Source organism: Nocardia suismassiliense (assembly GCF_900269665.1).
Classification (GTDB): Bacteria; Actinomycetota; Actinomycetes; order Mycobacteriales; family Mycobacteriaceae; genus Nocardia; species Nocardia suismassiliense.
This window is the reverse complement of record NZ_LT985361.1, coordinates 3,535,823-3,559,731: the sequence shown is the minus strand read 5'-3', so window position 1 is coordinate 3,559,731 and position 23,909 is coordinate 3,535,823. Positions and strand designations below refer to the sequence as shown.

Below are 23,909 nucleotides of genomic sequence, written 5' to 3'. Positions count from 1 at the left end.
TGCGCACAGCGGCAAGAGCAGATGTCGTCAGGTTCGGACGTAGGGTGAGGCTCGTGGAGCCAGACAGCAAACTGGAGGACTTACGGTCAGTGCTCTCGTGCGTTTTCGAGAAGCTCGGTGCCGAAAGCCTCACCGAGCCCGATCGGGTCGAGTTGGTGACGCGCGCCGAGGTGGTTCAGGACCAGATCGACGCGATCCAGGACGTCGGGTGCGATGAGGAGCACGTCCACATGCGGACTACGCAGGTGCCGGAGCCTTCGGATGATCGCCTGTTCTGAGGCGGCACCAAGCCGGTGACTCAGTTAGCGGGAAAGGCTCCGCGCACCCGATCGATCAGTCGCCCCCCGAAAGCGGCCGACAATGGTGCGAGAAACCAGGCGTACCACACGTACGGAGTGAGCCAGGCGAGTGCGGCTGTGGCGAAGAAGAATGCGGCGACGGCCGACGAGGCATCGGCGCTGGTACGGAGATCGGCGGCAACGACGTGTTCGGCCAGGGTGGGTCGTCGCGCGGCCAGCTCCCGCACCACCCCCTCACTGGCGAAGAGCAGCGCCGACGTGACAGCGAAGAGGCAGACGGCCAGCTTGTTGTCCGGAGCGTGCCCGAACACCGCCGTCGAATAGGGCAGGATCGCGACCAAAAGCAGCAGCGGCGCATGCCATGCGAGAGTGCGCCGATCCAGCAGCGCCACCCCTTCGATCAACGTGTGATGGCGGCGCCACACCGCCCACAGCAGGAAGAACGCGAGCAGGAACGCCACAAAAGAAGACCGTTCGTGCCAGAGGAATGCGGCTAGGGCGCCGGCATCGACGAGATCCTCGTCCTGCGGCCGCTTGATCTCGACGACGAGCAGGGTTATCGCAATGGCGAGAACAGCGTCGGCGAACGCGCCGATTCGCTGCGGTGAAAGGCCTGCACGCTGGCCGGTCGCGTCATGGTGCATGGGAGTCTCCTGGGGTTACGGCGCCGGTGGGTTTCTCAGGCGGGCACGAACGTGGGCCGCGCGGTTATGGAGAGCTGTTGCGACCGGAGCGCGAGGACGATCATGACCGCGGGGAGGAGCAGGTCGTAGACCAGTACTCCACCGGTGTTGCCGGGAGCGTGGTCGCCGTGGGCGAACCGCTGGTAGAGGTGGCCGATCGCCGCGCCCCACAGGAACATGCCGGCACCGAGGCCGATGGTGATGCGTTCGCGGGCGGTGGCCGAGGCGGCGCGCAATCCCAGGACGGCGAGTCCGAGGTTGGCGAAGGCGATCTCGAACTGGAACGGGCTCTGGTTGAAGCCGATCGCGGTGGCCATCACGTCCGGGACGGTCAGGAAGGCGATCGTCATCCACAGGCTGCCGCAGCCGAGTGCGGCCACGGCCCACCACCGCTGCCAGGTTTCCAGTGCGGCTGCGCGCGAGGGGCTGTGCCGGGTTCGGATCAGTGCACCGACCACCGCGATCACTATCCAGACCAGGGGGAAAGCCGACTGGGCGAGGTAAGACGTTTCGTTCATGGACCTGAGTGTTGCATGGTTAACATTAACCAGTCAAGACTCATGTGCATCGCGGAAGGTCTGCTGGATCGAGCTATCGGCGTGGCTCAAGCAGTTTGGCCAGCGTGGCAGTGTCGCGTAGATAGCGTTCGTACGGGAAACCCGCTTCGAGCAGCGCGTCGCGCAGCTCGTTCTGCAGCGGCCTGTCGCTGCTATGGAAGGCGTTGCGGCCGGCTTCAGTGGTGCTGACCAGTCGACGCCGTCCGTGCTCGGGGTCAGGCTCGACCGCGACGAATCCGGCTGTTTCCAACGGGCGCAGAGCCCGGCTCACCGCCGGGTCCGATACCGCCAGCGCCTGCGCCAGCTGATGCTGGGTCACCGGCTCGATTTCTTCCAACGTCCCGAGCAGGCGTATCTGGCTGTACGTCAGCGCTTCGGAGTCGTCCACGCGTCGCCGCGCGGCCTCTCCGAGCAGGTACACCACGCGATGCAGCAGATCCCCGAGTCCATCGTCCACACGCCGAACGTATCAGAGTCTTGCCCGGTTAACATTCATGGTGACGCCAGCCAGAAGCCTCGCCGTGAGTCTCGACCGGGAAAGGTGGCTGCCCTCGACCAGTAAGGAGCCTTGCAATGTCCGCCGAGCCATTCGAGGTCAGCATCACCGAAGCCGAGATCGCGGACCTGCGTGACCGATTGCGCCGGACACGATGGCCCGAGCGCGAGCCGGTGGACGACTGGTCACAGGGTTTACCACTGGCGTATGCGCAGGAGCTGTGCCGCAGCTGGGCCGAGGACTACGACTTCGGGTTCGCCCAGCGGCTCAACGCCTTCCCGCAATACCGCGACACGATCGACGGGCTGGGCATCCACTTCCTGCACGTCCGCTCGCCGGAGCCGGACGCGTTCCCGCTCGTGCTCACGCACGGGTGGCCGGGTTCGGTGCTCGAGTTTCTGGAAGTCCTCGGCCCGCTGACCGACCCGCGCGCGCACGGCGGTGACCCGGCGGACGCGTTCCACGTGGTCGCGCCGTCGTTGCCCGGGTACGGCTGGAGTGACAAGCCGCCGACGACCGGATGGGGCGTCACTCGCACCGCGCGCGCCTGGGACACGTTGATGGTGTCGCTGGGTTATCAGCGGTACGGCGCGCAGGGCGGCGACTGGGGTTCTGCGGTGTCCGGCGCGCTGGGCGAGGTGGCGCCCGAGCGGGTCGTCGGCGTGCATCTGAACCTGGGGTCGGTGGCGGCGGGCACGTTCGACGACCCGACGTCCGCGGAACTGGCGAATCTCCAGGCCGAGAAGGAGTTCCGGCGCACCGGCCGGGGATACTCGGCGATCCAGGCGACCCGGCCGCAGACGCTCGGCTACGGCCTCACCGACTCCCCCGCGGGGCAGGCCGCCTGGATCGCCGAGAAGTTATGGGCCTGGACGGACAACGACGGCCATCCCGAGGACGTGTTGTCGCGGCAGACGATCCTCGACGAGATCTCGGTCTATTGGTTCACCGCATCGGCCACGTCGTCGGCGCGCCTGTACTGGGAAAGCTTCGCCGACTTCCGGGACAAGGTGACCGCGCCGTCCGGGCTGTCGGTCTACCCGCGCGACATAACCCGCCCGTCGCGGCGGGAGGCCGAGCTGCGGTTCACCGACCTGCGCTGGTTCGAGGAACTGCCGCATGGTGGGCACTTCGCCGCGCTGGAGCAGCCGGAGTCGCTGGTCGAGCAGGTGCGCGGGTTCTTCCGCCTGTTCCGCTGAGTGTCCGTGCCGCGGGGTCGTTGATCGTCTGCTGGCTGCGTCGTCGTCGCCCAGCACCGAGATCGGCGATCGCGATAAAACATGTCTTTGTAGGCACCGTCCTGTCAAACTTCGAGCGCGGCTTCGACACCCGTGCAGGGTGGCAGTTCAGATCGGTCGTGGGAGTGGTGGCGAGATGCACGAAAGCGACGTCGTTCTGAACGAGCTCGCGCAGGCGTTGCGGCCTATGCCGGATGGTGTGCAGTGGTTCGAAAGCCTCGACGCTGACCAACAGTTCGTCGTTCTGCGCCAGACTGCCGAGTACTGCCTTCAGGCGCGTGCCACCATTGATGACGGAGCGGAGAGTATTCGGCGTTCAGGCATACGACCGACGCACACCCCAGCGGTGCTGATCACGCGCGGGCACCTGAACGTGCAGCTGACAAAGATCATCGGCCTGCCAAAAGACGAGCGCGTCAAAGCCTTTCGCTTGCTGATCGCACTGTTGGGTGTCGCAGACGAGCGCAGGCGTGCACGCTACTGCGCCGGCGGGTGCAGCCATGCCTGGCACCATTTGCCGTCGAGCCCGGAGATAGCAGCTACATCGGACCCGCCTACCCCACCTCAGGCTCCTTCGCCGCCGGCAACGACATCACCGGCCGCACAGCCATCTTGATGACCTGGAGCCTTCTTTCCTACCCATGCTCCGTGTGTCTGTGATCCACGCAACCCTAGACCTCGAGTCGGCTCGAGGTTGCAGGATTGTTTCGACACCGTATTCGAGGAAGGAAGCCAACTGTGCCGAAACTTGACCGAATCATCGAGTCCGCGTTGTACGTCGACGACCTCGGTCGTGCCCGCAAGTTCTACACCGATGTGCTGCAACTGAATCCGATTCTCGACGCGGATCCGTTGTGCGCGTTCGATATCGGGGGCGACAATGTGCTGCTGCTGTTCCGCCGCGGTGGATCGCTGGAACCGAAAGTGCTGCCCGAACCGGGTTTGCCGAGCGGCGAGATCCCACCCCACGACGGCAGCGGCCGGCTCCATGTGTGCTTCGCGGTCTCCGAGGACCAACTGACCGAGTGGGAAACTCACCTGACCGCGCACGACATCCCGATCGAAGGCCGGACCAACTGGGCACGTGGCGGACGCAGCATCTACTTCCGGGATCCCGACGAACACCTCCTCGAACTGATGACACCGGGTAACTGGCCGACCTACTGAACCACCTGACAAGGGCGGGTGCCCAGCCTGTGCGCCAGACATCAGTTCAGCCTGTATCCGCTGGTCGGCATTTCGGTACGTTGAAAGGCACTGTCGGCCAACCGATCTGGGCGATTGACCAACGCGCGACCAGCGGCATGAGCGGATACATGAACATCCGCTCATGCCGACTGCTGGCCGGGTGTGCTTACAGAGCGTCCGCGATCGCTTTTACGAGTTCGTCTTCGCTGACCACACCTCGAATCGTCTTGGCCTCCCGCCCGTCGTCGAACACGATGGTCGTCGGGATCTCCGTGATCCTGTACCTGTCCGCGGTCCGGGGGTTCTGCTCGATGTCGAGTGCCGTGAACTTCAGTTCGTCGCCGTACTGCTTGGCGACGTTCTGGTACACCGGCTTGAAACGCTTACTGTCCTTATTCCATGCGGCGTAGAACAGGACGACGCACGGACCTTTTGCCCGGAGCACCTCCTGGGCGAATGTTGCGTCGGTCACCGGTTCGACGCGTCCGCTCGGTCCCGGTGCCCTCACCGGCTGAACCTCGGGGTCAGCACTCGCCGCGGCTCGACCAGCCGAGAAAAACTCCCCGCCGCCAACACCGACAAGCCCTACGAGAGCGACAACCAGTACAGACCTGAGCACGCGCACATTGCCTCCAAAAGGGTTCGGATCGGACCGGACACATGAGTTGGAGCGGCTGCGATCGTTGCATGCTCGCTGTCGCAGCGGAGATCAGCTCGCCCCGATGATCTTCCGGGGCAAGTCGGGGTTGTCCCGGAACACCCGGAACGCGGCATGAGCGCTCACTACCGTTGCATGTAATCAGCCCTGTGGATAGACACTGGTCAGTCGCGGCCAATCGTGCCAGCATTGGCATCGCGCGTCTCGGGGGCACTGGGCCGGGCTACCGGAGCTGGCTTATGAGCGATGAGGGCCGGAACTGAGGTTTGTCCGCAAGAGTGCGAGCAGCCCGGCGGACAATCCACCGAGGCTGCTCGTTGTTCCCTGGGGCTAGGGGGCTACCCCCAGCGCGTGGCAGATCGCCTGAGTGTCCATCCCATCGGTGATGAAAGCATAGATCTCGGAGGCGTTCTCGTTGACGAAGGCGGTGCGTTGGTCGCTGAAACTGCCCTGGTTGCGGGCGATCCCGAGCATCAGTTCCTTGACCTCTGCCTCAGCGCTGTTGGAGGTGATCTGGTCTCTGATGTTCTCCACCAGCGCTTGACAGAACTCGAATTCGGGGTTGGCCATTCGTCAGGGTCCTCTCTCTGCGGAGGCCGGGCCGTGCGCGGCCCTGCCTGCTCTGAAGCAGATCATGGAACAGGGACCCGCCGTGGCCACTCGTAGATCATTTCCGTGGTCGGCGGCTGGATTCACGTTCCTCGGCACAAGCGGATGCCCTGAGCTGCGGGGCATCTCGCCCGCCGATCGCATGATATGCGGCAATCTAGTGCATGGGTCTGATCGCGAAACAGATGACGCCTCAACGAGTTCGGGTTCGACGGACGACGGACGACGTCGATAGGCTGGCGGTGAGTTCGGCTACTGGAACCGAAGGCCGATGCACGAGTTAGGCCGACCGTTGGCAAAGCAGACGACTGACGAGACGATTCCCGCGCCGAATGGACAGGGGCACGCGACGGAGAGGGTGCCGTGGCTACGGCGGATCGTCTGGCTGCTCGCGGTCGCCGCGCTGTTGACGACCGACCTCGCGGCGGTTCCGGCGATCTACCAGTCGGACCGCTTCTATCGGTTCCAGGAGATCCCCGGCTGGGCTCTACCGGTGTGCTGGATCACGACGGCGGCGCTGCTTGTCCTCGCACCGAGGATGGGTTGGCGGCGCATACGGGACTGGCTAGTGCCCGCCGCGGTCCTGGCGCTGGCGGTGCTGCCCGTCCTCCCGCTGATGATGATTTGGGCAATCTTGGGCTCGAGTGACAGCAAGCCCGTGGTCGTCGCAGTGAGCTCCGATGGTCGCTACGATGCCGTCACGCACGACTTGGACGCCATGATCGACACCCTCTGCGCCGTCAGGCTGCGGGAGCGCGGCGGCCTGTTCAGCAGGCAGACCGATGTGTGGACGCCACGGGAAAGCGAACCATGTCCGAAGCATGTGTCTTTCACGGGAAAAGACACGATCAGCGTCATCGACGCCCGCGGCAGGGAACTCACCGCACACTTCGACGCCGACCGGATGGAGGTAGCGCAGCTCGTGCAGCCGACGTCGTGACTGACGCACGATCTTCACAAACAGTGGGGCGAGGAACTACTCGCGCCTGCCACACCGAACTCAGCTGTCCGTCCACAAATTTCTGAGCCGAAGACCGCAGATCACGAACACAGCCCGTCGCAGGCGGAGCCGTCCGGAAGCCACGGACACCGGCAGTGTAACGAGCGGCCCCGCAATCGCGGTTACGGCGAGACGTTGCCAAGGTTTGCCGACCGAAAGCGAGACCGGCTGTGGGATGGTTCCTGGACTTCTTGCACTGGTGGACGACTGCACGCATCGGCGCGGCGTCTGCGGCTACCGGCGGAGCCGTGGCGGTAGTCACCGGTACCACCGCAGTTCGGACATTCCGGCACAGCCGCAGAGCCACGCAGAAAACCACCAGGCCGATGATGGTCGCTGTTGTGAAGTTGACGGGCAACGGCTCCACAGGCATCGAAGTCACGAACGTCGGGCCATCGATCGCGCGCAACGTCCGAGTGAGCTTCGACCCTCCGTTGCCGACGCACGGGAAGACACTCGCCGGCACACCGAGCTTGCTGCCGTACCTGCGCAGGCGGTACTCGAAGCCGATCGCCGCCTGGCCGCCCGGCTACACCCTGAAGAACGAGTACCTGTTCCGCGCGCCTGATAGCGACGGGCAACCCGATGAAGATGGTGTGCAGCCGAACACCGACGGGGTGCCGCGCGAGACAGCAATCGTGTTCGACTACACCGACGATGACGGTTATCTCTATACCGACCGAACCCCGTTGGATCCCATACTGATTCAAGGCGAAACTTGGTCGACGATCACGCGAAAGGGTGCAGTCGTGCACGACGCTGCGCCATGGAAGCAATGACACGTTCCGACCCAAGCCGCCGAGGAGAAGTGGCATCGGCAGTGTCGCCAACGATCACGCCCATGCTTCACTGCCGCGTTGTTCCCCTGATTTCAACAGGCCGAGCGGTAAGCGCGGTGTCCAACAAGTCTGGTTGGCCCATTGTTGTACGACGGGCTTGAGTGATATGCGCACATCGGCATTACCGCGCGTTGGAACACCTTGTCCACCAACGGATCTGGGCGATTTATCAACGCGCGGTATGCGGCATTTCAGTGCTTTCGGGCGGTCCCGGATGTCGATCCGACGTGCTCGGTGACGAGGGCCACCTCGCCCGCGCGGCAAGAATGGTCGCCAGTGGTAGCAAGTCCGGTGATCCGCTGACCCCCGCGTATCAGCCCGGCGAGCCGCTCGGATGTCAACGGAGCCAAGGGAATTCCGCGCTGAGGACAGTGATCAGGCATCCAGACGACCGAATGGTGTCGGTGGGGTCTGCCACCATGACCCCCATGACGACAACCGACCCCCTGGCCCCATTTCAGTGGCTCAACGCATCCGAGAGCCAAGCGGGCCCGCTGGGCGTGATCTTCAGTATCGCCTTTGTTCGGAACCTGGACCCGTCGGAGGTGGTGCGCCGCTTCAGCAAAGGCGACGACTCCGGCCAGGAGTCCGACTTCGAAGAGCTCAAAGACAGGATTGTCGAGTTCAAGTCTGGCGGCGGGGACGGCGGCGGTCACGTGGGCGTGTTTCGGGCCGGTGCATGGAGCGTGGCCATCGAACCGTACGGGTGGTGGGCGACCGATCGCGATGTGCTGGCGGAACTATCGCGAGACTGTGAGGTCCTGGCGATCACCCGACACGACTACGCCGAGCACAGCCTCGCATACGCGATCGACGCGACGATCGTGACCGGCCACCAACTGTGGTACCCGCATATCCGATGGGGTTGCGACCCCGACCGGCTCAACGACCACATGCGCGAGCTGGGCATGCAGCTGGACATGACCGACGATGAATACATTTATGACGCCGATGAAGATGAACCCGAGAGCAATTCGGACGCCTGGGACATCAGCCGCAGCACCGGCGTGCCGAGAGCCTTCGCCCTGGCGGCGAAGGTCACTGGAGTGTCGTTCACGGCAGACATGCTGGACCAGCCCCTGCTCATCGGACCCATCGCCCACCGCCGGTAGTACGGGTCGGAATAGTCACACCCCGGCCCGGGCGCGCGGAAACCGCTCCAGTTGGTAGAGAACCGCAGCATCAGCCCGAACCCGAGTTTTGTCGCGCCCCGACTGGTGTCCAACCGCGTACCGGATTGGACGCGCGGTTCTCGGCAGTTGAGTGCGTTCCGGGTAACCGCGGCCCGCAGCGACGAGCGCTCAGCGGCATTGCGTGCGTTGGGTCGCCGAAGGAAGCCTGCGATCCCCTCGGGCCGTCAGTCGCTTTGGGGTCAGGGTGCGTGCACCCCCTCCAGAGCTGTAGTGAGTTCGGGGCTGGTTCGGACCTGGGGCAGGCGCGCTTGCAGGGCAACGCCGAAACCTGCCATGCGGATTGTGTCGTCGATGAAGGCGTCCAGGTCCTCGGGCCAAGGCAGGTGCGGCTGAGTGATGAGCAACGACACGCAGCCATGCGCAGCCGACCACAACTGCAGCGCCAACGTGCCGGGGTCGCCTTGCATGGATCCGGTGGCGACACAGGTGGCGATAGCGTCGGTTATCAACCGGAAACAGGTTGTTGCGGCGCGGTTTTCGGAACTGGACCTACGCATCAGCAGGACTCGGTACTGCACAGGATGCGCGAGTGCGAATTTGACGTAGGCGCGGCCGAACCGGCCCAGGGAATGAAAGGGGTCGGTTACTTGACAACGATGGAACAGATCTTCTAATTCATCCCAGACCCGGATACAGACCGCTTCGAGCAGGGCTTCCCGGTCGGCGAAATGTAGATAGACCGATGGAGTGGAGACCCCGGCGGCCGCAGCGACTGCGCGCACCGTGAGCGCGTCTTCGGACCCGGACGACTCGAGGAGTTGCTCCGCGGCGTCCAAGATCTCTTCCCGGAGCCGCGCACCCTGACCCGGATTCGCCCGCACTCTTCTACTCGCCACACTTCACATTGACATCGTCAACCTGACAGTGTCAACTTGGCTCCGTGCAGACATTGACCGAAGCCACCGCGGTAACCCCCAGTGGCATCAACGCTTTCGCAGCAGACCTCAGCCCGCAGTGGGCCGTGGGCGACAAGCTGCACGGCGGCTACCTGATGACCGTGATGGCCCGCGCGGCCGAGGCCCGTTCCGAACACCCGCACCTGACCGCAATCAGTGCCACGTTCCTGGCACCGCCATCTCCCGGCGCAGCGACGGTCACCGTCGAAGTCCTGCGCGCCGGCCGCACCTCGACTCAACTGCGCGCGCGATTGGAACAGAACGGCCGGCCCTGCACCGAAGCTCTGATCACGCTGGGGCTGCTCGAGGATTCGGCCCCTTGGTGGACAACCTCGACGACCCCAGCGATCCCAGCCGAGCACGAATGCTTCCACTCCCCCTCGAATCCGCCGGGGGCACCGTTTCCCGTGCCACTGCTCGATGTCGTCGAGCACCGCCTTGACCCCGCGACCTTAGGCTTCGTCGTCGGCGAGCCGTCCATGCAGGGTCGTATCGCGACCTGGCTACGGCTGGCCGACGGCTCCGACTGGGACTCGTTTGCGCTACCGATCGCCTTGGACCCGATACCCCCAGCCTCGCTGACCTTGGGCCTGCCCGGCTGGGCGCCCACCATCAGCTTCACCGCCTACCTGCGCCGCCACCCCGCGCCGGGACCTCTCCACGTCACCATGCAAGCAACCGACGTCACATCGGATCGGATGCACGAGACAGCCGAAATATGGGACAGCAAAAACAATCTCGTCGCCTTTGCCACCCAACTCGCCGCCGTCCGCACCTCCGCTTACCGCGCACGATAATCGGCAATACAGGGCATTGCCGATGATCGAGATCGTCGGTGTCCGTTGATCTTCAGGCGCTGCCGCGTGGCCGGTCGAACCGCGCGCCCAGCGGCAATACCGGACGTTCGTGAGGCGCCGAGCTGCTGTTCACCAAACGTGACAACTCAGCTGCCGACAGCTCCTGTCGTTCATCATGTTGTGCGCTGCCTCGAGCCAACTTCAGTGACCGGGTTTGATCGGGTTGCGGCGGCTGACGCTGTTGCCGCTGAGGGTGTGTCGTTGGTCCTCGGAGCTGGTCGGCCCGCTCTGAGGTCGGCATGCGTGGTGTCCCGTGTGGGAGATATGACACCGCCTCAGCCGGGCGAGGTCGCCCGGCTGAGGCGGTGAGAGACACGCCCTAGTGTTGTGTCATTGCAACGCTAGCTCGTCGCGGGTTCACTCGTCTCGGGCCGGTGCTGCCGTTCACTGAGCACGAGCGCGCCCGCCGCCAGCAGATAGAACGGCGACATGAACAGCAGCACACCCGATCCTGCCGTGGCGTTGTGCTCGAGTGCCGACTTCCCGAGATATCCATCTGCCGCGCCGAGAACGGCAAGAATGCCTGCGGCCCAGCGCGTTCCGCGCCGGGCATACCTGCGCGGCAGCACGAATACGACTGCGGGCAGCAGCACCACGAGGCCGGACTCTGCGACATATTCGAGCCATTGCTCGAGCAGCGGCGGCGACGACAGGTAGGCCACTCCGATGTCCTCGCTGTGGATCGCCCCAGCGTCGCTGTCCGGCAGCTCCGGGAAATGCGCACTCAACACCTGTGGTAATGCGACCAGGACCAGGGTCAACACGCGCCAGCAGGTCACGGAGCGCCACCACCGCCCTAACGACACCATCATGCCTCCGTCCCATCTGCGGCTTGATCGTCGATTCGCCTCAGCAGCTGAAGTATGGCTTCAACCGCGCCGGAGCACCGTCGACCTCGGCCCGCGCCCAGCACCTATCGTGCGGAAAGACCAGATACGTGGACCAGTGGTCCGCGGCGCTCCACACGATGCGCTGGGTATCGCCGGGCGAATCCCAGGAGATCACCGCCCAGTTCCCGTCGCAGTCCCGCACCGACGGTGTCCCCGCGGGGATTCCGCCTTGCTCGGCAAGGTCGCCAGCGATTTTTTTGGCTGAGCAAGGATCGGGCTCAGCGTCGTGGAAACGCAATTCCGCGTTGGCTACTTGGCCTTCCCGCGCGATGGATAGGCTCGGCCATTCGTCGACTGCCGGGTAGGTGCCGGGCGGCGGGGTCATGCCGACGACGTAGCAGCCGACCGCCGCGGTGAATACCGCTTCACCGGCGTAGTCCGTGGTGCTTTCCCGGACGGATATCTCCTTGGCGTGCTGCGGAATTCCCGGAATGGAGGGATTGCACGGCCCCATCTGGCGGATATAGACCGGCACCCGAGGTACGCGGCTGCCGGACTTTGTGACGGTGGTGATGATGATGGTGCCGACGCCCTGCTGCGGCGGATTTTGCGCCTGGGGCGCCTGCGGGGCAGGGATGTTGTTTCCCGGTTGCGGGGTTGTCACACCGGGATTTGTCGGGCCGGTCTTGCCGGTGGCGACCGTGCCGGGATTTTGTGAACCTGGACTGGGCGTCCCCGGGACGGTTGTGCCGGAGACGGTCGTGCCGGGCGGTTTCGGCGCCGCTGTTGGGTCCGAATCACCCCCGCCGCCACAGGCCGCGACGGTAACCGCTGCCGCCACAAGAACAATCGCTCGCTGAATGAACACACGCATCTGCATTCCCCCTGACCGTCTGGTCGGTTCCTACCGACATACCTCTAATCGGCGCCGCAGATCGCGGGGTTACGCAGGTAGATGACCCCATTTCCAGGGCCTTCTGGTGAGCGCGCCCGGCGCCGAGCATGGATCGACCCCGGCGCCGGGCACGCCGAAGTCGAAAGCACAGTGATCTTCGCCGACCGACCGCGCGGTGGACACCCGCCGTTCGTCCCAGGCGCCGACACTCGGCAGTACACCCGAAACGCTCATTCGGGTGTGCTGCGGTATTTCTACCACGAACGACACCCGAACGAGCCACCCGGAGAGATCCGGTATTCGGCATTGTGGTGCGTTGGAAAGACGGTCCGCCAACCACTTTGGCTGATTGATCAAGGTTCGGGAGCCTCGGTGTCAGTGGGCTTCTCTACGCTGCCGTGCATGATTCATTCCCGAACCAGACCGGACCACACTCCTGTCGCCCTCTTCACCTTCGAGCTGGTCGGCACCGACCATTGCGAGAGGAACTCTGGTGCGGCCTCGCTGCCGGGCGATGGTGGGCTCTCGCTGGTGGGGGTGGTGTGAGAAGTGTTCAGACTCGATGGCGAGCCATTACTGGATCGCTACCTCCTCCAGTTCTGGCCCGCCCCACCCGAACCGGACCGCGTAGTGCGCTAGACCTCGCAGGCCGCGGCCCACTCCCATGACTGGGCCCGCCGGCAACCCGATGCCGAGTTCCGCGTGCGAGCCCTCATGGCCCAACGACGAGCGCACCTCACCCCTGAGGGCGCCGAATCGTTTCGCGGCTTCTCACCGCACACAGGATGAGCGCTGAGAGTGTGCGGTATGGCCACTGGACGCAGCGCGTGAGCTGGGAAGAACGCGCCGCGAGCAGCGTGATCAGAGCTTGGGCCATAACCAACGGTCACAAGGTCAGCGCAGCCCCCGGAGCGGCGATCACGTGGTCGCTCGAGAGCCCCGAGGAAGCCGAACCGGATCGGCTCACCTGACGTCTGCGGGCATATCCGGGTCGGCCTCGCCGCAATCGAACTTCTGGAGTGTTGTGAAGTGTTCCCACGGTTTGGTATAGACAATTGCTATGCAGCGGTGTTGCCACCCCTGTGGATTGACTGCGCAGTTGGCATCCACGGTTTCGGTTTTGCTGCAGAGTGTTTCGGCTATGTCCAAGACAATCCGGTATCCAACGGCCGCCGCGACTCGCTTCTGAGCATCGACGATGCGGATCAGCTTTACGTAGTACTGCGTGTTGAACCGGAATTGGACTTCGTCCACTGCGAACGCCGCCGCGTCCGCTACCTCTCGGCTCTTCACGTCGGCGGCGGACCATTCGCCGCCAGAGGATGGTTCAGCGTGCGCGGTGGCCGCGCAGACAGTGATCGCGACACCCGCCGCGATCAAAGGAATCGAACTCAGACGTAACAGAGGACCTGTCATACCTGACATCCAACAAGCACATCAGCACTTCGAGTGCGCGACTCGCCGTGCCCAGGTACGAGAGTCCCAGGGCGCGCGGTTTGCTTGGTGGGGTCGGGTTCGGAATGATCTGGTCGACGGGTGTCGCGATGTTCGTGGCGCAGCGGGGAATTGGGGGAATTGTGACGGATATCGAGCAGCACACGCAGGGAACGCCGGAGTGGGTCGAGACGCGGGATGGGCGGCGGCTGTACACGATGGTGTTGGCGGAGAAAGCCGACATCGGTACGGCGACTGTTGTTTTCGAGGCCGGGTCGGGGACAGCGCGGTTCTCCTGGGCAAAGGTGCAGCCGGGGGTCGCGCGGTTTGCGCGGGCGATTGTTTATGACCGATCAGGCCTCGGGCGTAGCGCTTTCGATCCGGCGGGACGCACGTTGGACCGTATGGCCGATGATTTGAACGAGGTGCTCGATCATTTCGAGCCGGGCCCGTTCATTCTGGTCGGACACAGTGCCGGTGCGCCGATTGTGCGGCTCGCTGCTGCGCGGCGGCCCGATCGGGTGGCGGGTCTGGTGCTGGTCGACCCCACCGATGAGGCCGCCGAGGTGCTGTTCAGTCGCAAGTTTCGTTGGTTCGAGCGGACCGCGCTCGCCATCGGCACGGTGCTTGCCCGGCTTCGGTTGCTGGAGCGGGTGTTCGCCTGGCAATTGCGTGTCGTTCCGGACGATGTTCGCCGCGATATGGAACGGGAGGCCTTCACGCCCGGCGTACTGCGCACGCAACGGCAACAGGCCGCCACCTATCTCGATGAGCTCGCTACTTGGCGAGGCAATCCGCCGGAGCTGGGGTCGATTCCGGTGACCGCTATCTCCGGTGGACGCGCCGGTGACGGGATGAGCGCCGCGATGCGCGCCGACGCCAATGCCTCGCATGCCTATCGGGCCGCGCAATCCCCGCACGGCCGCCATGTCATCGCCGAACAATCCAGTCATTACGTGGTGGCCACCGAGCCGGAGCTGATCGTCGCCGAAATCGAACGGATGATGCCGCCGGCGTAGGCCGTGCTTGCCGAAGTACCTGTGCGGCACCGCAGCTTTCGAATCGGGGTGACCGTAATGCTTGTCGCAGCAACCGGGCAATGGTTTCGTCTGAACCAACCGTCAGGTTGCAGCGAAAGGTCCCGGTATGTCTGTCGATTACCCTGCGAGCGAAACCTCCGTGGTCAAGCTCGGTGCCCACATCGGCGCAGAAATCACCGGGATCAGGCTGGGCGGTGACCTGGACGCGGCGACCGTCTCCACCATTCGCGCCGCGCTGCACGAACACAAGGTGATCTTCTTCCGCGACCAGCAGCATCTCACGGAGGACGGACAGTACGAATTCGCCGAACTGCTCGGTAAACCCACCACCCCGCACCCGACGGTCACCTCGGCAGGCGTGAAAAGCCTGGCCATCGATTCCCGCCACGGTCGTTCCAACACCTGGCACACCGATGTCACCTTCGTCGACCGCGTCCCGAAGGCGTCGATCCTGCGAGCGGTCGCGCTACCGAGCTACGGCGGCTCGACCACCTGGGCCTCCACCGTCGCCGCGTACAACTCGCTACCGGAACCGCTCAAGCGGCTGGCCGAGGGCCTGCGCGCCCGGCACACCAACCAGTACGACTACGCCGCCGACCTCGAGGAGCGTCTGGACGAGGGCGCCAGGGCCTACCGGCGCGAGTTCGAATCCACCTACTTCGAGACCGAGCACCCGGTGGTGCACGTGCACCCGGAGACCGGCGAACGCGCCCTGCTGCTCGGCTGCTTCGTGAAACAGCTCGTCGGCCTGCCGAGCGCCGAATCGCAGGCTCTGTTCCGGCTGTTCCAGGACCGGGTGACCCGTTTGGAGCACACCACCCGCTGGAACTGGTCGCTGGGCGACGTCGCCATCTGGGACAACCACGCCACCCAGCACTACGCCATCGACGATTACGACGGCAGCGAGCACCGCAGGCTGACCCGAATCACCTTGGCAGGCAACATTCCGGTCGGCGTCGACGGCACGCCGAGCACCGTGATCGCGGGCAACGCCGAGTACTACTCGACCGCCGATTCCCACACTCGGGCGGCGTGACTACGGCTGATCAGTACCCGACACAGCGCGGGCCGAAAGACGAATTGTCACCCCGGCCGGAATAGCCGGATCGACAATCCGCCGCGCGCCATCCAGAGCCGAACGCACGGCATCGATTAACCTTTGACGGCCCACGCCTACACGCCTACAGGTACCGATTGATCTACGCCTGACGATGGGAATCGCGTGAATTTATGGAACTACCTCCGAGGACGCGGAGATTTCCTGGCGTTCCTCACCTATCAGCATGCCTCCCTGGCGTTTCAGACGGTCCTGGTCGGCACGGTCGTCGCCGTTCTCATCGCGGTCGCGGTATATAGGCTCCCGCTGCTGTCCGCGCTCTCCCTGACATCGAGCCGGGTCGCGCTGACCATTCCCTCGCTTGCGCTGCTCGCGCTGCTGCTGGTCCCGTTCGGGCTGGGTGTGGTCCCGTCGTTCATCATGCTGGCGTTCTTCGCGGCCTTGCCGGTGATCGGCAACGCGATCGTCGGATTGCGCGCCGTGCCCGCCTCGGTGGTCGAATCCGCCCGCGGCATCGGCTTTTCGCGCTGGCGCATTCTGCTGACGGTCGAATTGCCGATGGCCTGGCCGGTGATCCTGACCGGCATCAGGGTGTCCACCCAGATGATCGTCGGTGTCGCCGCCATCGTCGCCTATGTGCTCGGCCCCGGCCTCGGGTCGCTGATCTTCAACGGCCTCTCCCGCCTCGGCGGCGCGAACGCCCTCGAAATGGCGCTGACCGGCACCGTTCTCATCGTGCTCATCGCGTTGGTGTTCGACGCGCTCCTCGTCCTGCTCGGACGCCTCACGATCGCAAAGGGACTCTCATGACGGATGTGGTGACCAGTCAGGCTCCGGAGCGCAAGGTGACCGGCGCGTCCATCCACCTGGAGTCGGTCGTCAAACGCTATCGCGGCCAGGACAAACCGGCGGTCGAGCGGCTCGACCTCGAGATCGACGCGGGCGACATCGTCGCCTTCGTCGGCCCGTCCGGCTGCGGCAAGACGACCACGCTGAAGATGATCAACCGGCTGATCGAGCCGACCGAGGGCCGGATCTTCATCGGCGACCGCGATGTCACCAAGGAAGATCCGGACAAGCTCCGGCAGTCGATCGGGTATGTGATCCAGTCCGGCGGCCTGTTCCCGCACTGGACGGTCGCCAAGAATGTCGGGGCGATCCCGCGGGTGCTCGGGTGGGACAAGAAGCGGATCGCCGAACGCACCGAATACCTGCTCGATCTGGTCGGTCTGGACCCCGCGACCTTCGCCGACCGGCTGCCCAAGGATATGTCCGGTGGCCAGCAGCAGCGGGTCGGTGTCGCCCGCGCGCTGGCAGCGGACCCGCCGGTGCTGCTGATGGACGAGCCGTTCGGCGCGGTCGACCCGATCACCCGGGTTCGCTTGCAGGACAGTCTGATCGCGATCCAGCACGAGCTCGGCAAGACCATCGTGATCGTCACGCACGACTTCGAGGAAGCCACCAAGCTCGGCGACAAGGTGCTCATCCTGTCCGAAGGCGGGCACGTCGAGCAGTACGCGCGCCCGGAGGAGATCCTCACCGATCCGGCCACTCCGTTCGTGGAGGAGTTCGTCGGGTCCGGCGCGAAGCTGGCGTATCTGACGGTGTCGCGGGTGCGCGACGTCGCCTACGACGACGTGATGACCGTGCGAGTCGGCGAATCGGCGCAGAGCGTGATCAAACGCGCGAAGGCCGCCGGACACACCTGGGTCGTCGTGGTCGATGACGCCGGACGGCCGCGGTCGTGGCCGTCGCTCACCGAGGTGGCCAGCAAACCGGAGGTCTCCGACTTCCTCGACCGGCGGCTGCCCGTCATAGCCCGCTCCTCCACCCTCAACGACGCGCTCGACGCCATGCTCGCGGCCAGTCAGGGCGCCGCGCTGGTCACCGACGGCCGGGGCGCGGTCGTCGGCTCGCTCAGCATCAGCTCGGTGACGGAAACGATCCAGGCCAAGCTCGCCGACGTGCGCTCCGAAGAAGAGGACTACGAGACCTACGTCGACGGCACCGATCCGGCGCCGACCCCGGTGGTCGCCGCCGACGACGAACCCGGATCGGCCGAGCAGTCATGAATCGGCTGCGCCGCCTACCGATCGACGTGTGGTTCGAGCCGCTCGTCATCCTGGTCATCGGGATCGGCTACGTGCTCTGGTATCGATCGACGACGTTCACCCCGACCGAGCAGGCGTCGCTGGCGTGGGCCAACCTGCAAACGACGATCCTCGAGCACGTCAAGCTGACGGTGGTGGCCACGTTGATCGTGGTGGTCGTCGCGATTCCGCTGGGCATCGCGCTCACCCGGCCCGCGTTGCGCCGGCTCGAGCCGATCGCCGTCAATGTCGCCAATATCGGTCAGGCGGCGCCCGCGGTCGGGTTGCTCGTCTTGTTCACCTTCTGGCTGGGCACCGGATTCCGTACGGCGATAGTCGGTCTCGTGGTGTACGCGATTCTGCCGATCCTGCAGAACACCATCGTGGGGCTGCGGCAGGTGGATCACCGCACGATCGAGGCGTCGCGCGGTATCGGCTATTCGGGCGCCCGGACGCTGTTCCAGGTCGAGCTGCCGCTCGCGGTGCCGGTGATCCTCAACGGTGTACGCACCGCGCTGGTCATTCTGGTCGGCACCGCGACGCTGAGCACGTTCATCGGTGCGACCAGTCTCGGCACGCTGATCACCACCGGCGTCACGCTTTTCCTGCCCAAGCTGCTCATCTCCGGCGCGATCCTGGTCGGGCTGCTGGCATTGATCATCGACTGGCTGGGCAGACTCGTCGAACTCGCCGCGACCCCGCGGGGTGTGGCATGAAATCACCACGCACCCAATGGGTTACGCTCCTTTCCGCACTGGTCGTCGCGATACCTGCGCTGGCCGGCTGCGGACTGGTGAGCTCGTCCGGCACGTTTCACGACGCCGAATTGCCGGACGGCGCAACGCCGCTGGACGGCGCGGAGCTCGTGGTCACCTCGAAGAGCTTCACCGAGGGGGTACTGCTCGGCAAGATCACCGCGACGTACCTGGCCGCGGCGGGGGCCGAAGGGAAAGACCTGACGGGCGCACCGGGTTCGGCATCGTCTCGGCAAGCCCAGCTGAACGGCGACGCCGACGTGCTGTGGGAGTACACCGGAACCGGCTGGGTCAACTACCACAACCAGACCGAGACGATCGCGGACCCGCAGCAACTCTGGCAACGAGTCCACGAGCTGGAGAAGCGCGACCACAACCTGGAGTGGTTGCCACCAGCCAACTTCAACGACACCTACGCCTTCGGCGCATCGACGCCGACCGCCGAGCGCCTGCAGGTGAAAACGCTGTCCGATGTCGCCGCGCTCCCGATCCCCGATCGCACGTTCTGCGTCGACGACGAATTCTTCAGCCGCTCCGATGGTTTCATCCCGATGCTGGCCAAATACGGTATCCCGTACAACGATCCGAACGGCGTACCGTCCGGCAACGTCACCCGGATGGACGCCGGCATCGTCTACACGGCGACCGCCAAAAGCGCCCCGTGCAATTTCGGCATGATCTACACCACCGACGGCCGAGTCAAAAACCTGGATCTCGCTGTCCTGCAAGACGACAAGAAGTTCTTCCTGCCCTACAGTGGGACCGCCGTCGTCCGCGGCGCCGTCATCGACCGTTATCCCCCACTGCGCACCTTGATCGGGACGATCTCCGAACACCTCACCGACGAACTCATGCAGGACCTCAACGGTCGCGTCGACATCGATGGTGAAGATCCGGCCGACGTCGCCTATGACTGGCTGAAAAGTGAGAAGCTGGTCGAGTAGGTCAGACCATGACCCGAGCCGATTGAGGTAAAAGCGGCGCCACAACTCTCGACCACAAATTATTAATAGCACACGGATCCATTTCCGGCGTCGACGTTCCATTCAAGCACCGCTCACACGTTGTTGGCACGTCGATTTTTCAGATTGTATCGCGACTCGCGCGCACGGTGTTTGCGCAGGTACAGCCGGTGCGCAACTATGTGCTCGGTAGTTATCCCGCTTCCGCGAGAACAGCGATCTGTCGACTGACGGAAGGTTCTTTTGTGACCTCGTTGGATACCACTGTGCGTATCGTCGCTCTCATCATATTCGTGATCACCATGGCCTATAACGGCCCGCTCATCGTCATGGGCGTCCTGTTCGCGCGTCGCGCCGATGGATCGCTGCGTCGACAGCTCGCGCTGGAAAACGGTCCACCCGTCGCGGTGCCCGCGGGATGGACCGTGTTCGTGTTGATTCCGTGTTTGAACGAAGCGAAAGTCATCGCGAACACCGTGCATTGTCTGCTCGACGCACAGCCCGGCGTCCGGCTGATCGTTGTCGATGACGGCAGCGATGACGACACCGCCGCCCTCGCCGCAGCAGCGGGCAAGGGTGTCACCGTCGTGTGGCGGGTGCTGCCTGCGGCTCCACCCGGGAAGGGCGCCGCTCTCAACGCGGGCCTGCGCCACATCCGCCGTTGCGTCGAGAACGAGGGCCTGGCACCTGGACGGGTGCTGGTGTGCGTGCTCGACGCCGACGGCCGGATGACGCCGGGCGCGGTCGCCTGCGTCACCGAGCTGTTCGAACAGCCGGAGGTCGGCGGCGTTCAGCTGGCAGTACGGATTCGCGGCCGCGACTCCGTGGCACTGCGGTTCCAAGACATCGAATTCTGGGCGCTCAGTGCACTCAGTCAGTTCGGACGGGTCGCTATGGGGGCCGTGAGCATGGGCGGCAACGGCCAGTTCACCCGCTTGTCCGCCCTGGACGATGTCGGGGAGCAGCCGTGGTCGGACTCGCTGACCGAGGATCTGGATCTGGGTATCAGCCTGGCGGTCGCGGGGTGGACGGTCACTTCCACCATGGGAGCCTTCGTATCCCAGCAGGGCCTGCGTGACGCTCGCCGACTACTGCGCCAGCGCACCCGCTGGTTCCAAGGCCACATGAGCGCCATGGCGCGCCTGCCCGAACTGTGGTCCACCCCTGGGATCCGGCGCACGGTCCGGGTCGAGCTCACCGGATACCTGTTCATGCCGTACCTGATTACGTTGCCCTGGTCGGTCATTCAGCAGTATCTGCTTTTTCGCCTGGCGTTCGGGGACAACCCTGGACTCTTCGACGTCGCGACCGGACCGCTGTGGATGCAGGTGCTGAGCGGGATCGGCTTGTACGCAATAACTTTCGGGCCCTTTGCGATCTGGGCTGTGCTGTACTGGCAGCGCACCGGTGATCAGCCGCTATGGAAATCCATCGCCTATCTGCACGCCCAACCGGTGTGGATGTACGTCGCCTTCATCGCGGCGTGGCGCGCGACCTGGCGCATACTCCGCCGGCGCACCGGCTGGATCAAGACCGAGCGCGTCGCGGAAACCCCCGTCACCACGACCGGCAGTGCGGCCACATCATTGCCGAATCCGTTTGTCGGGCATTCGCGTTCGGCCGAGGCCGCAAGTGTGGCCGACGCGTGACCGCCGGCCTGCGCACCACCCCGGTACGCGCGATGCTCATTCTCGGGACCCGGCCCGAGGCGATCAAGCTGGCGCCCGTCGTCCGGGCCATGACCGCCTCGCCACGCTTCGAACCGCTCGTGGTGACCACCGGCCAGCACCGCGAGATGCTGCACCAGATGCTGGATCTGTTCGAGGTGTGCGACCGCATCGAGCTCGATGTGATGCGCGAGCGCCAGCAGTTGTCCGCCCTGACCGCCCGGCTGGTCGCCGAACTCGGCGAGGTGATCCGCCGAGAGCAACCCGATCTCGTTGTGGTGCAAGGTGATACGACGACTGCACTGACCGGCGCGCTGGCCGCCTGCTACGAGCATGTTCCGGTCGCCCACGTGGAGGCGGGTCTGCGAACGGGCAGGCCGGACAACCCCTTTCCCGAAGAGATCAACCGCCGACTCGTCCCCCGGGTCGCACGCTGGCACTTCGCCCCCACTGCCCGCGCCGCCGAAAACCTGTTGGCCGAAGGCGTGCCGGAGCAGACGGTATTCACGACCGGCAACACCGTCATCGACAATCTGCTGTGGGTGCGGTCCCGGGGCGCGGGGCGCAGCCGATTCGGCACCGACCTGCGACGCGTCTTACTCACCCTGCACCGCAGAGAAAACCAGGGCGACACGATGCGCGCGATGGGTTGCGCGGTGCGGCGGCTCGCCGATCGAGGTGATGTCGAAATTCTGCTGCCACTGCACAAGAGCCCCGCCGTGCGCGAGGCATTGCTGCCCGAGCTGTCCGGTCACCCCAATATCCGGGTGGTCGAACCCCTGGACTATCTCGACTTCACCGCCACCCTCGCCGCTTGCGACCTCGTATTGACCGACTCGGGCGGCATCCAGGAGGAGTCACCGTCGCTCGGCAAGCCGACCCTGGTCTTGCGGACGACCACCGAGCGACCGGAGGCGGTGCAGGTCGGCGCGGCGAAGTTGGTGGGCACCGACCCCGACGCCATCGTGGCCGCAGCGGCGGACCTGCTGGACGATCACGCGGCGTACACGCGAATGGCGAACGCGGGCAACCCTTTCGGGGATGGCCACGCGGCCGATCGGATCGTTGCCCAGCTCGCCGCGGACTGCGGGCGCACACCGATGGACGCCCGGTCGCACCGAGAGCGGGTGCTCAGCTGACGGCAGCGCCGAACCACACGGGGAGCTGGTCGAGCAGATCCTCCTGGTCGTCGCCGACCCACGCGACGTGACCATCCGGCCGCAGCAGCACCGCGGGCACGTCTAGTTCGGCACTGACGTCTACAACGTGGTCGACCCGGTCAGCCCACCCTGCCACCGAGAGTCGGCCGGTCTGGTCGAGCAATAGGCCACGGCCGCGGTGCATCTGCTCGTAGAGGCGTCCCCGCCGCAGTTCCATGTCCGACAACCGCCGACCCAGCAGCGCATGACCTTCGCCGAAGTCATAGCGGATGCCGATGGCGATGATCTTCTCGATCAAATATCGGTTCACCTCGTCGAAGTCCATCAGTTCCGAGATCAGGCGGCGCACCGCCTGCGGACCCGGTTCGAGGGAAATCAGCTCCATCTGCGCGCGAGTGTTGTTCAGCACGTCGGCGGCTACCGGATGCCGTTCGGCCTGGTAGCTGTCCAGCAGCCCCTTCGGCGCCCAGCCGTTGACCTCGGCGGCCAGTTTCCAGCCGAGGTTGAACGCGTCCTGGAGACCGAGGTTCAGACCCTGCCCGCCCATCGGCGGATGGACGTGCGCCGCGTCGCCTGCCAGCAGCACCCGGTCGACCCGGTACCGCTCGGCCTGGCGGGTCGCGTTGCCGAAACGGGACAGCCAGCGCGGCGAGTGCGCGCCGAAGTCGGTGCCCGCGGTTGCCCGCAGCTGCCGCTTCAGTTCGTCCAGGGTCGGTGGGATCGTGCGGTCCTCCGCCACGCCGTCGGCGGGCGCGACGACGCGGTACACCCCGTCGCCGAGTGGCGCGGCACCGAACCGCAACTGGGTCTTGCGGACTTCGGCGTTCGCAGCGTTGATCGTCGCCGTGGACGCGGTCAGCTCCACCTCGCCCACCAGCGTCTCGACCGTCGTCGGCTCGCCGGGGAAGCCGACGCCGAGCAGTTTGCGCACCGTGCTGCGGCCGCCGTCGCAGGCCACCAGGTAGCGCGAGCGCAGCTGCGTGCCGTCGGCCAGCTCGACGGTCACCCCGTCTTCGTCCTGGCTGAGCCCGACCACCGCACAACCCCGCCGGATCTCGACGCCGAGTTCGCCGGCGCGCTCGAGCAGCAGCCGCTCGGTGGTGGTCTGCGGGATGCTGAGGACGTACGGGTGCGCGGTATCCAGCTCGGGCGACGGCTTGGCGATGCCCGCGAAGAACCCGCCGACCGGATGCTTGCGGCCCAGCTCGAGAAACGGCGCGAGCGCACCACGCTGGTCGAGTACCTCGATGCTGCGCGCGTGCATGCCGAGCGCGCGAACCACCTTGGTCGGCTCGGTGTCCTTCTCCAGCACCACCGGCCGCACACCCTGCAACCGCAACTCACTGGCCAGCAGCACGCCGGTCGGCCCGGCACCCGCGATGATCACGTCGATCATGCAACCCCTTCATTCGAATGAGTGACGATCTTGCAGCACGACCGGGGTCTTGCCGCAAGCCCCCGGGTGCGCTATACATTGAAGTGGGCAAGGAGTGGATAACCACCTTG

General features: G+C 65.2%; 27 protein-coding genes. 17 read left to right on the top strand and 10 right to left on the bottom strand.

Annotation, left to right across the window (positions count from 1 at the left end; genetic code table 11):
* Window positions 1-53: 53 nt before the first annotated feature.
* Entirely contained in the window at window positions 54-278 is a 225-nt protein-coding gene (locus DBO33_RS16040) for a hypothetical protein (RefSeq protein WP_159080295.1), read from the top strand.
* Between the two features lie 20 nt (window positions 279-298).
* Here the strand turns inward: DBO33_RS16040 and DBO33_RS16035 are convergent, their stop codons facing one another.
* The 3 genes from DBO33_RS16035 to DBO33_RS16025 all read right to left on the bottom strand — a co-directional run bounded on the left by DBO33_RS16035 (window position 299) and on the right by DBO33_RS16025 (window position 1,996).
* The gene (locus DBO33_RS16035) at window positions 299-943 is read right to left on the bottom strand and encodes a TMEM175 family protein (protein ID WP_107655754.1); all 645 of its coding nucleotides are present in this window, start codon (window positions 941-943) and stop codon (window positions 299-301) included.
* Window positions 944-978: 35 nt separating this feature from the next.
* Window positions 979-1,500, bottom strand: a complete 522-nt coding sequence (locus DBO33_RS16030) for a DUF6790 family protein (protein WP_107655753.1) — start codon at window positions 1,498-1,500, stop codon at window positions 979-981.
* Between the two features lie 73 nt (window positions 1,501-1,573).
* Window positions 1,574-1,996, bottom strand: a complete 423-nt coding sequence (locus tag DBO33_RS16025) for a MarR family winged helix-turn-helix transcriptional regulator (RefSeq protein ID WP_107655752.1) — start codon at window positions 1,994-1,996, stop codon at window positions 1,574-1,576.
* 116 nt (window positions 1,997-2,112) lie between these two features.
* Here DBO33_RS16025 and DBO33_RS16020 point away from each other — a divergent pair, with 116 nt between their 5' ends.
* From DBO33_RS16020 to DBO33_RS16010, 3 genes are all read left to right on the top strand, one after another.
* Window positions 2,113-3,234 carry an epoxide hydrolase family protein gene (locus tag DBO33_RS16020; protein ID WP_107655751.1) on the top strand — a complete coding sequence of 374 codons (1,122 nt, stop codon included), beginning with the start codon at window positions 2,113-2,115 and terminating at the stop codon, window positions 3,232-3,234.
* Between the two features lie 175 nt (window positions 3,235-3,409).
* Window positions 3,410-3,889, top strand: coding sequence for a DUF5958 family protein (locus tag DBO33_RS16015; protein WP_199856652.1), 480 nt, complete (start codon window positions 3,410-3,412; stop codon window positions 3,887-3,889).
* A gap of 122 nt (window positions 3,890-4,011) precedes the next feature.
* Window positions 4,012-4,440 (top strand): VOC family protein, encoded by a 429-nt coding sequence (locus DBO33_RS16010; protein ID WP_107655750.1) that lies wholly within the window; start codon window positions 4,012-4,014, stop codon window positions 4,438-4,440.
* 187 nt (window positions 4,441-4,627) lie between these two features.
* On the opposite strand, the gene DBO33_RS16005 is transcribed toward DBO33_RS16010, so the two are convergent.
* On the bottom strand, window positions 4,628-5,086 hold the full coding sequence (locus DBO33_RS16005; protein ID WP_159080294.1) for a thioredoxin family protein: 459 nt from the start codon (window positions 5,084-5,086) through the stop codon (window positions 4,628-4,630).
* 363 nt (window positions 5,087-5,449) lie between these two features.
* Entirely contained in the window at window positions 5,450-5,689 is a 240-nt protein-coding gene (locus DBO33_RS16000) for a saposin domain-containing protein (protein WP_107655748.1), read from the bottom strand.
* A gap of 331 nt (window positions 5,690-6,020) precedes the next feature.
* Between DBO33_RS16000 and DBO33_RS15995 the strand changes: the two genes are divergently transcribed.
* From DBO33_RS15995 to DBO33_RS15985, 3 genes are all read left to right on the top strand, one after another.
* A complete protein-coding gene (locus tag DBO33_RS15995; protein ID WP_159080293.1) occupies window positions 6,021-6,668 on the top strand; it encodes a hypothetical protein in 648 nt (215 codons plus the stop codon).
* A 407-nt stretch (window positions 6,669-7,075) separates the two neighbouring features.
* Window positions 7,076-7,507 (top strand): COG1361 family protein, encoded by a 432-nt coding sequence (locus DBO33_RS15990; RefSeq protein ID WP_159080292.1) that lies wholly within the window; start codon window positions 7,076-7,078, stop codon window positions 7,505-7,507.
* Between the two features lie 488 nt (window positions 7,508-7,995).
* Window positions 7,996-8,679 (top strand): DUF6461 domain-containing protein, encoded by a 684-nt coding sequence (locus DBO33_RS15985; protein ID WP_107655745.1) that lies wholly within the window; start codon window positions 7,996-7,998, stop codon window positions 8,677-8,679.
* Between the two features lie 260 nt (window positions 8,680-8,939).
* Here the strand turns inward: DBO33_RS15985 and DBO33_RS15980 are convergent, their stop codons facing one another.
* Window positions 8,940-9,596: a TetR/AcrR family transcriptional regulator gene (locus tag DBO33_RS15980; RefSeq protein ID WP_107655744.1), complete on the bottom strand. Its 657-nt coding sequence runs from the start codon at window positions 9,594-9,596 to the stop codon at window positions 8,940-8,942.
* 44 nt (window positions 9,597-9,640) lie between these two features.
* Between DBO33_RS15980 and DBO33_RS15975 the strand changes: the two genes are divergently transcribed.
* The gene (locus tag DBO33_RS15975) at window positions 9,641-10,453 is read left to right on the top strand and encodes a thioesterase family protein (RefSeq protein WP_107655743.1); all 813 of its coding nucleotides are present in this window, start codon (window positions 9,641-9,643) and stop codon (window positions 10,451-10,453) included.
* Window positions 10,454-10,854: 401 nt separating this feature from the next.
* Here the strand turns inward: DBO33_RS15975 and DBO33_RS15970 are convergent, their stop codons facing one another.
* Together DBO33_RS15970 and DBO33_RS15965 are read right to left on the bottom strand one after the other, a co-directional pair.
* Window positions 10,855-11,292, bottom strand: coding sequence for a hypothetical protein (locus DBO33_RS15970; RefSeq protein ID WP_234390864.1), 438 nt, complete (start codon window positions 11,290-11,292; stop codon window positions 10,855-10,857).
* A 70-nt stretch (window positions 11,293-11,362) separates the two neighbouring features.
* On the bottom strand, window positions 11,363-12,007 hold the full coding sequence (locus DBO33_RS15965) for a hypothetical protein (protein WP_159080290.1): 645 nt from the start codon (window positions 12,005-12,007) through the stop codon (window positions 11,363-11,365).
* Between the two features lie 633 nt (window positions 12,008-12,640).
* Between DBO33_RS15965 and DBO33_RS42820 the strand changes: the two genes are divergently transcribed.
* Window positions 12,641-12,784 carry a hypothetical protein gene (locus DBO33_RS42820; RefSeq protein ID WP_159080289.1) on the top strand — a complete coding sequence of 48 codons (144 nt, stop codon included), beginning with the start codon at window positions 12,641-12,643 and terminating at the stop codon, window positions 12,782-12,784.
* A 417-nt stretch (window positions 12,785-13,201) separates the two neighbouring features.
* Here DBO33_RS42820 and DBO33_RS15955 read toward each other — a convergent pair whose 3' ends face one another.
* A complete protein-coding gene (locus tag DBO33_RS15955) occupies window positions 13,202-13,654 on the bottom strand; it encodes a cystatin family protein (protein WP_159080288.1) in 453 nt (150 codons plus the stop codon).
* A 161-nt stretch (window positions 13,655-13,815) separates the two neighbouring features.
* Between DBO33_RS15955 and DBO33_RS15950 the strand changes: the two genes are divergently transcribed.
* The 8 genes from DBO33_RS15950 (at window position 13,816) to wecB (ending at window position 22,382) form a co-directional block, all read left to right on the top strand.
* Window positions 13,816-14,691, top strand: coding sequence for an alpha/beta fold hydrolase (locus DBO33_RS15950; protein ID WP_199856651.1), 876 nt, complete (start codon window positions 13,816-13,818; stop codon window positions 14,689-14,691).
* A 127-nt stretch (window positions 14,692-14,818) separates the two neighbouring features.
* A complete protein-coding gene (locus DBO33_RS15945; protein ID WP_107655738.1) occupies window positions 14,819-15,748 on the top strand; it encodes a TauD/TfdA dioxygenase family protein in 930 nt (309 codons plus the stop codon).
* A 186-nt stretch (window positions 15,749-15,934) separates the two neighbouring features.
* Window positions 15,935-16,579 (top strand): ABC transporter permease, encoded by a 645-nt coding sequence (locus tag DBO33_RS15940; RefSeq protein ID WP_107655737.1) that lies wholly within the window; start codon window positions 15,935-15,937, stop codon window positions 16,577-16,579.
* Entirely contained in the window at window positions 16,576-17,841 is a 1,266-nt protein-coding gene (locus tag DBO33_RS15935) for an ATP-binding cassette domain-containing protein (RefSeq protein ID WP_107655736.1), read from the top strand. The genes DBO33_RS15940 and DBO33_RS15935 overlap by 4 nt, the downstream gene beginning before the upstream one ends.
* Window positions 17,838-18,575 carry an ABC transporter permease gene (locus DBO33_RS15930; RefSeq protein ID WP_107655735.1) on the top strand — a complete coding sequence of 246 codons (738 nt, stop codon included), beginning with the start codon at window positions 17,838-17,840 and terminating at the stop codon, window positions 18,573-18,575. The genes DBO33_RS15935 and DBO33_RS15930 overlap by 4 nt, the downstream gene beginning before the upstream one ends.
* Complete coding sequence (locus DBO33_RS15925) at window positions 18,572-19,558, top strand: glycine betaine ABC transporter substrate-binding protein (RefSeq protein ID WP_107655734.1); 987 nt, start codon at window positions 18,572-18,574, stop codon at window positions 19,556-19,558. Before DBO33_RS15930 ends, DBO33_RS15925 begins: the two co-directional genes overlap by 4 nt.
* A gap of 263 nt (window positions 19,559-19,821) precedes the next feature.
* Window positions 19,822-21,225, top strand: coding sequence for a glycosyltransferase family 2 protein (locus DBO33_RS15920; RefSeq protein ID WP_107655733.1), 1,404 nt, complete (start codon window positions 19,822-19,824; stop codon window positions 21,223-21,225).
* Window positions 21,222-22,382 carry a non-hydrolyzing UDP-N-acetylglucosamine 2-epimerase gene (gene wecB, locus DBO33_RS15915; RefSeq protein ID WP_234390863.1) on the top strand — a complete coding sequence of 387 codons (1,161 nt, stop codon included), beginning with the start codon at window positions 21,222-21,224 and terminating at the stop codon, window positions 22,380-22,382. Before DBO33_RS15920 ends, wecB begins: the two co-directional genes overlap by 4 nt.
* On the opposite strand, the gene rox is transcribed toward wecB, so the two are convergent.
* Window positions 22,375-23,799, bottom strand: a complete 1,425-nt coding sequence (rox, locus tag DBO33_RS15910; RefSeq protein WP_107655732.1) for a rifampin monooxygenase — start codon at window positions 23,797-23,799, stop codon at window positions 22,375-22,377. The genes wecB and rox overlap by 8 nt on opposite strands.
* Between the last annotated feature and the right edge of the window lie 110 nt (window positions 23,800-23,909).

Excerpts from the sequence above, each read along its gene's own strand:
- DBO33_RS16035 (WP_107655754.1), bottom strand. The coding sequence starts at position 943 with ATGCACCATGACGCGACCGGCCAGCGTGCAGGCCTTTCACCGCAGCGA.
- DBO33_RS15945 (WP_107655738.1), top strand. The coding sequence starts at position 14,819 with ATGTCTGTCGATTACCCTGCGAGCGAAACCTCCGTGGTCAAGCTCGGT.
- DBO33_RS16020 (WP_107655751.1), top strand. The coding sequence starts at position 2,113 with ATGTCCGCCGAGCCATTCGAGGTCAGCATCACCGAAGCCGAGATCGCG.
- DBO33_RS15925 (WP_107655734.1), top strand. The coding sequence starts at position 18,572 with ATGAAATCACCACGCACCCAATGGGTTACGCTCCTTTCCGCACTGGTC.
- DBO33_RS16000 (WP_107655748.1), bottom strand. The coding sequence starts at position 5,689 with ATGGCCAACCCCGAATTCGAGTTCTGTCAAGCGCTGGTGGAGAACATC.
- DBO33_RS16015 (WP_199856652.1), top strand. The coding sequence starts at position 3,410 with ATGCACGAAAGCGACGTCGTTCTGAACGAGCTCGCGCAGGCGTTGCGG.
- DBO33_RS15930 (WP_107655735.1), top strand. The coding sequence starts at position 17,838 with ATGAATCGGCTGCGCCGCCTACCGATCGACGTGTGGTTCGAGCCGCTC.
- DBO33_RS15935 (WP_107655736.1), top strand. The coding sequence starts at position 16,576 with ATGACGGATGTGGTGACCAGTCAGGCTCCGGAGCGCAAGGTGACCGGC.
- DBO33_RS42820 (WP_159080289.1), top strand. The coding sequence starts at position 12,641 with ATGATTCATTCCCGAACCAGACCGGACCACACTCCTGTCGCCCTCTTC.
- DBO33_RS16030 (WP_107655753.1), bottom strand. The coding sequence starts at position 1,500 with ATGAACGAAACGTCTTACCTCGCCCAGTCGGCTTTCCCCCTGGTCTGG.
- DBO33_RS15955 (WP_159080288.1), bottom strand. The coding sequence starts at position 13,654 with ATGACAGGTCCTCTGTTACGTCTGAGTTCGATTCCTTTGATCGCGGCG.
- rox (WP_107655732.1), bottom strand. The coding sequence starts at position 23,799 with ATGATCGACGTGATCATCGCGGGTGCCGGGCCGACCGGCGTGCTGCTG.
- DBO33_RS15985 (WP_107655745.1), top strand. The coding sequence starts at position 7,996 with ATGACGACAACCGACCCCCTGGCCCCATTTCAGTGGCTCAACGCATCC.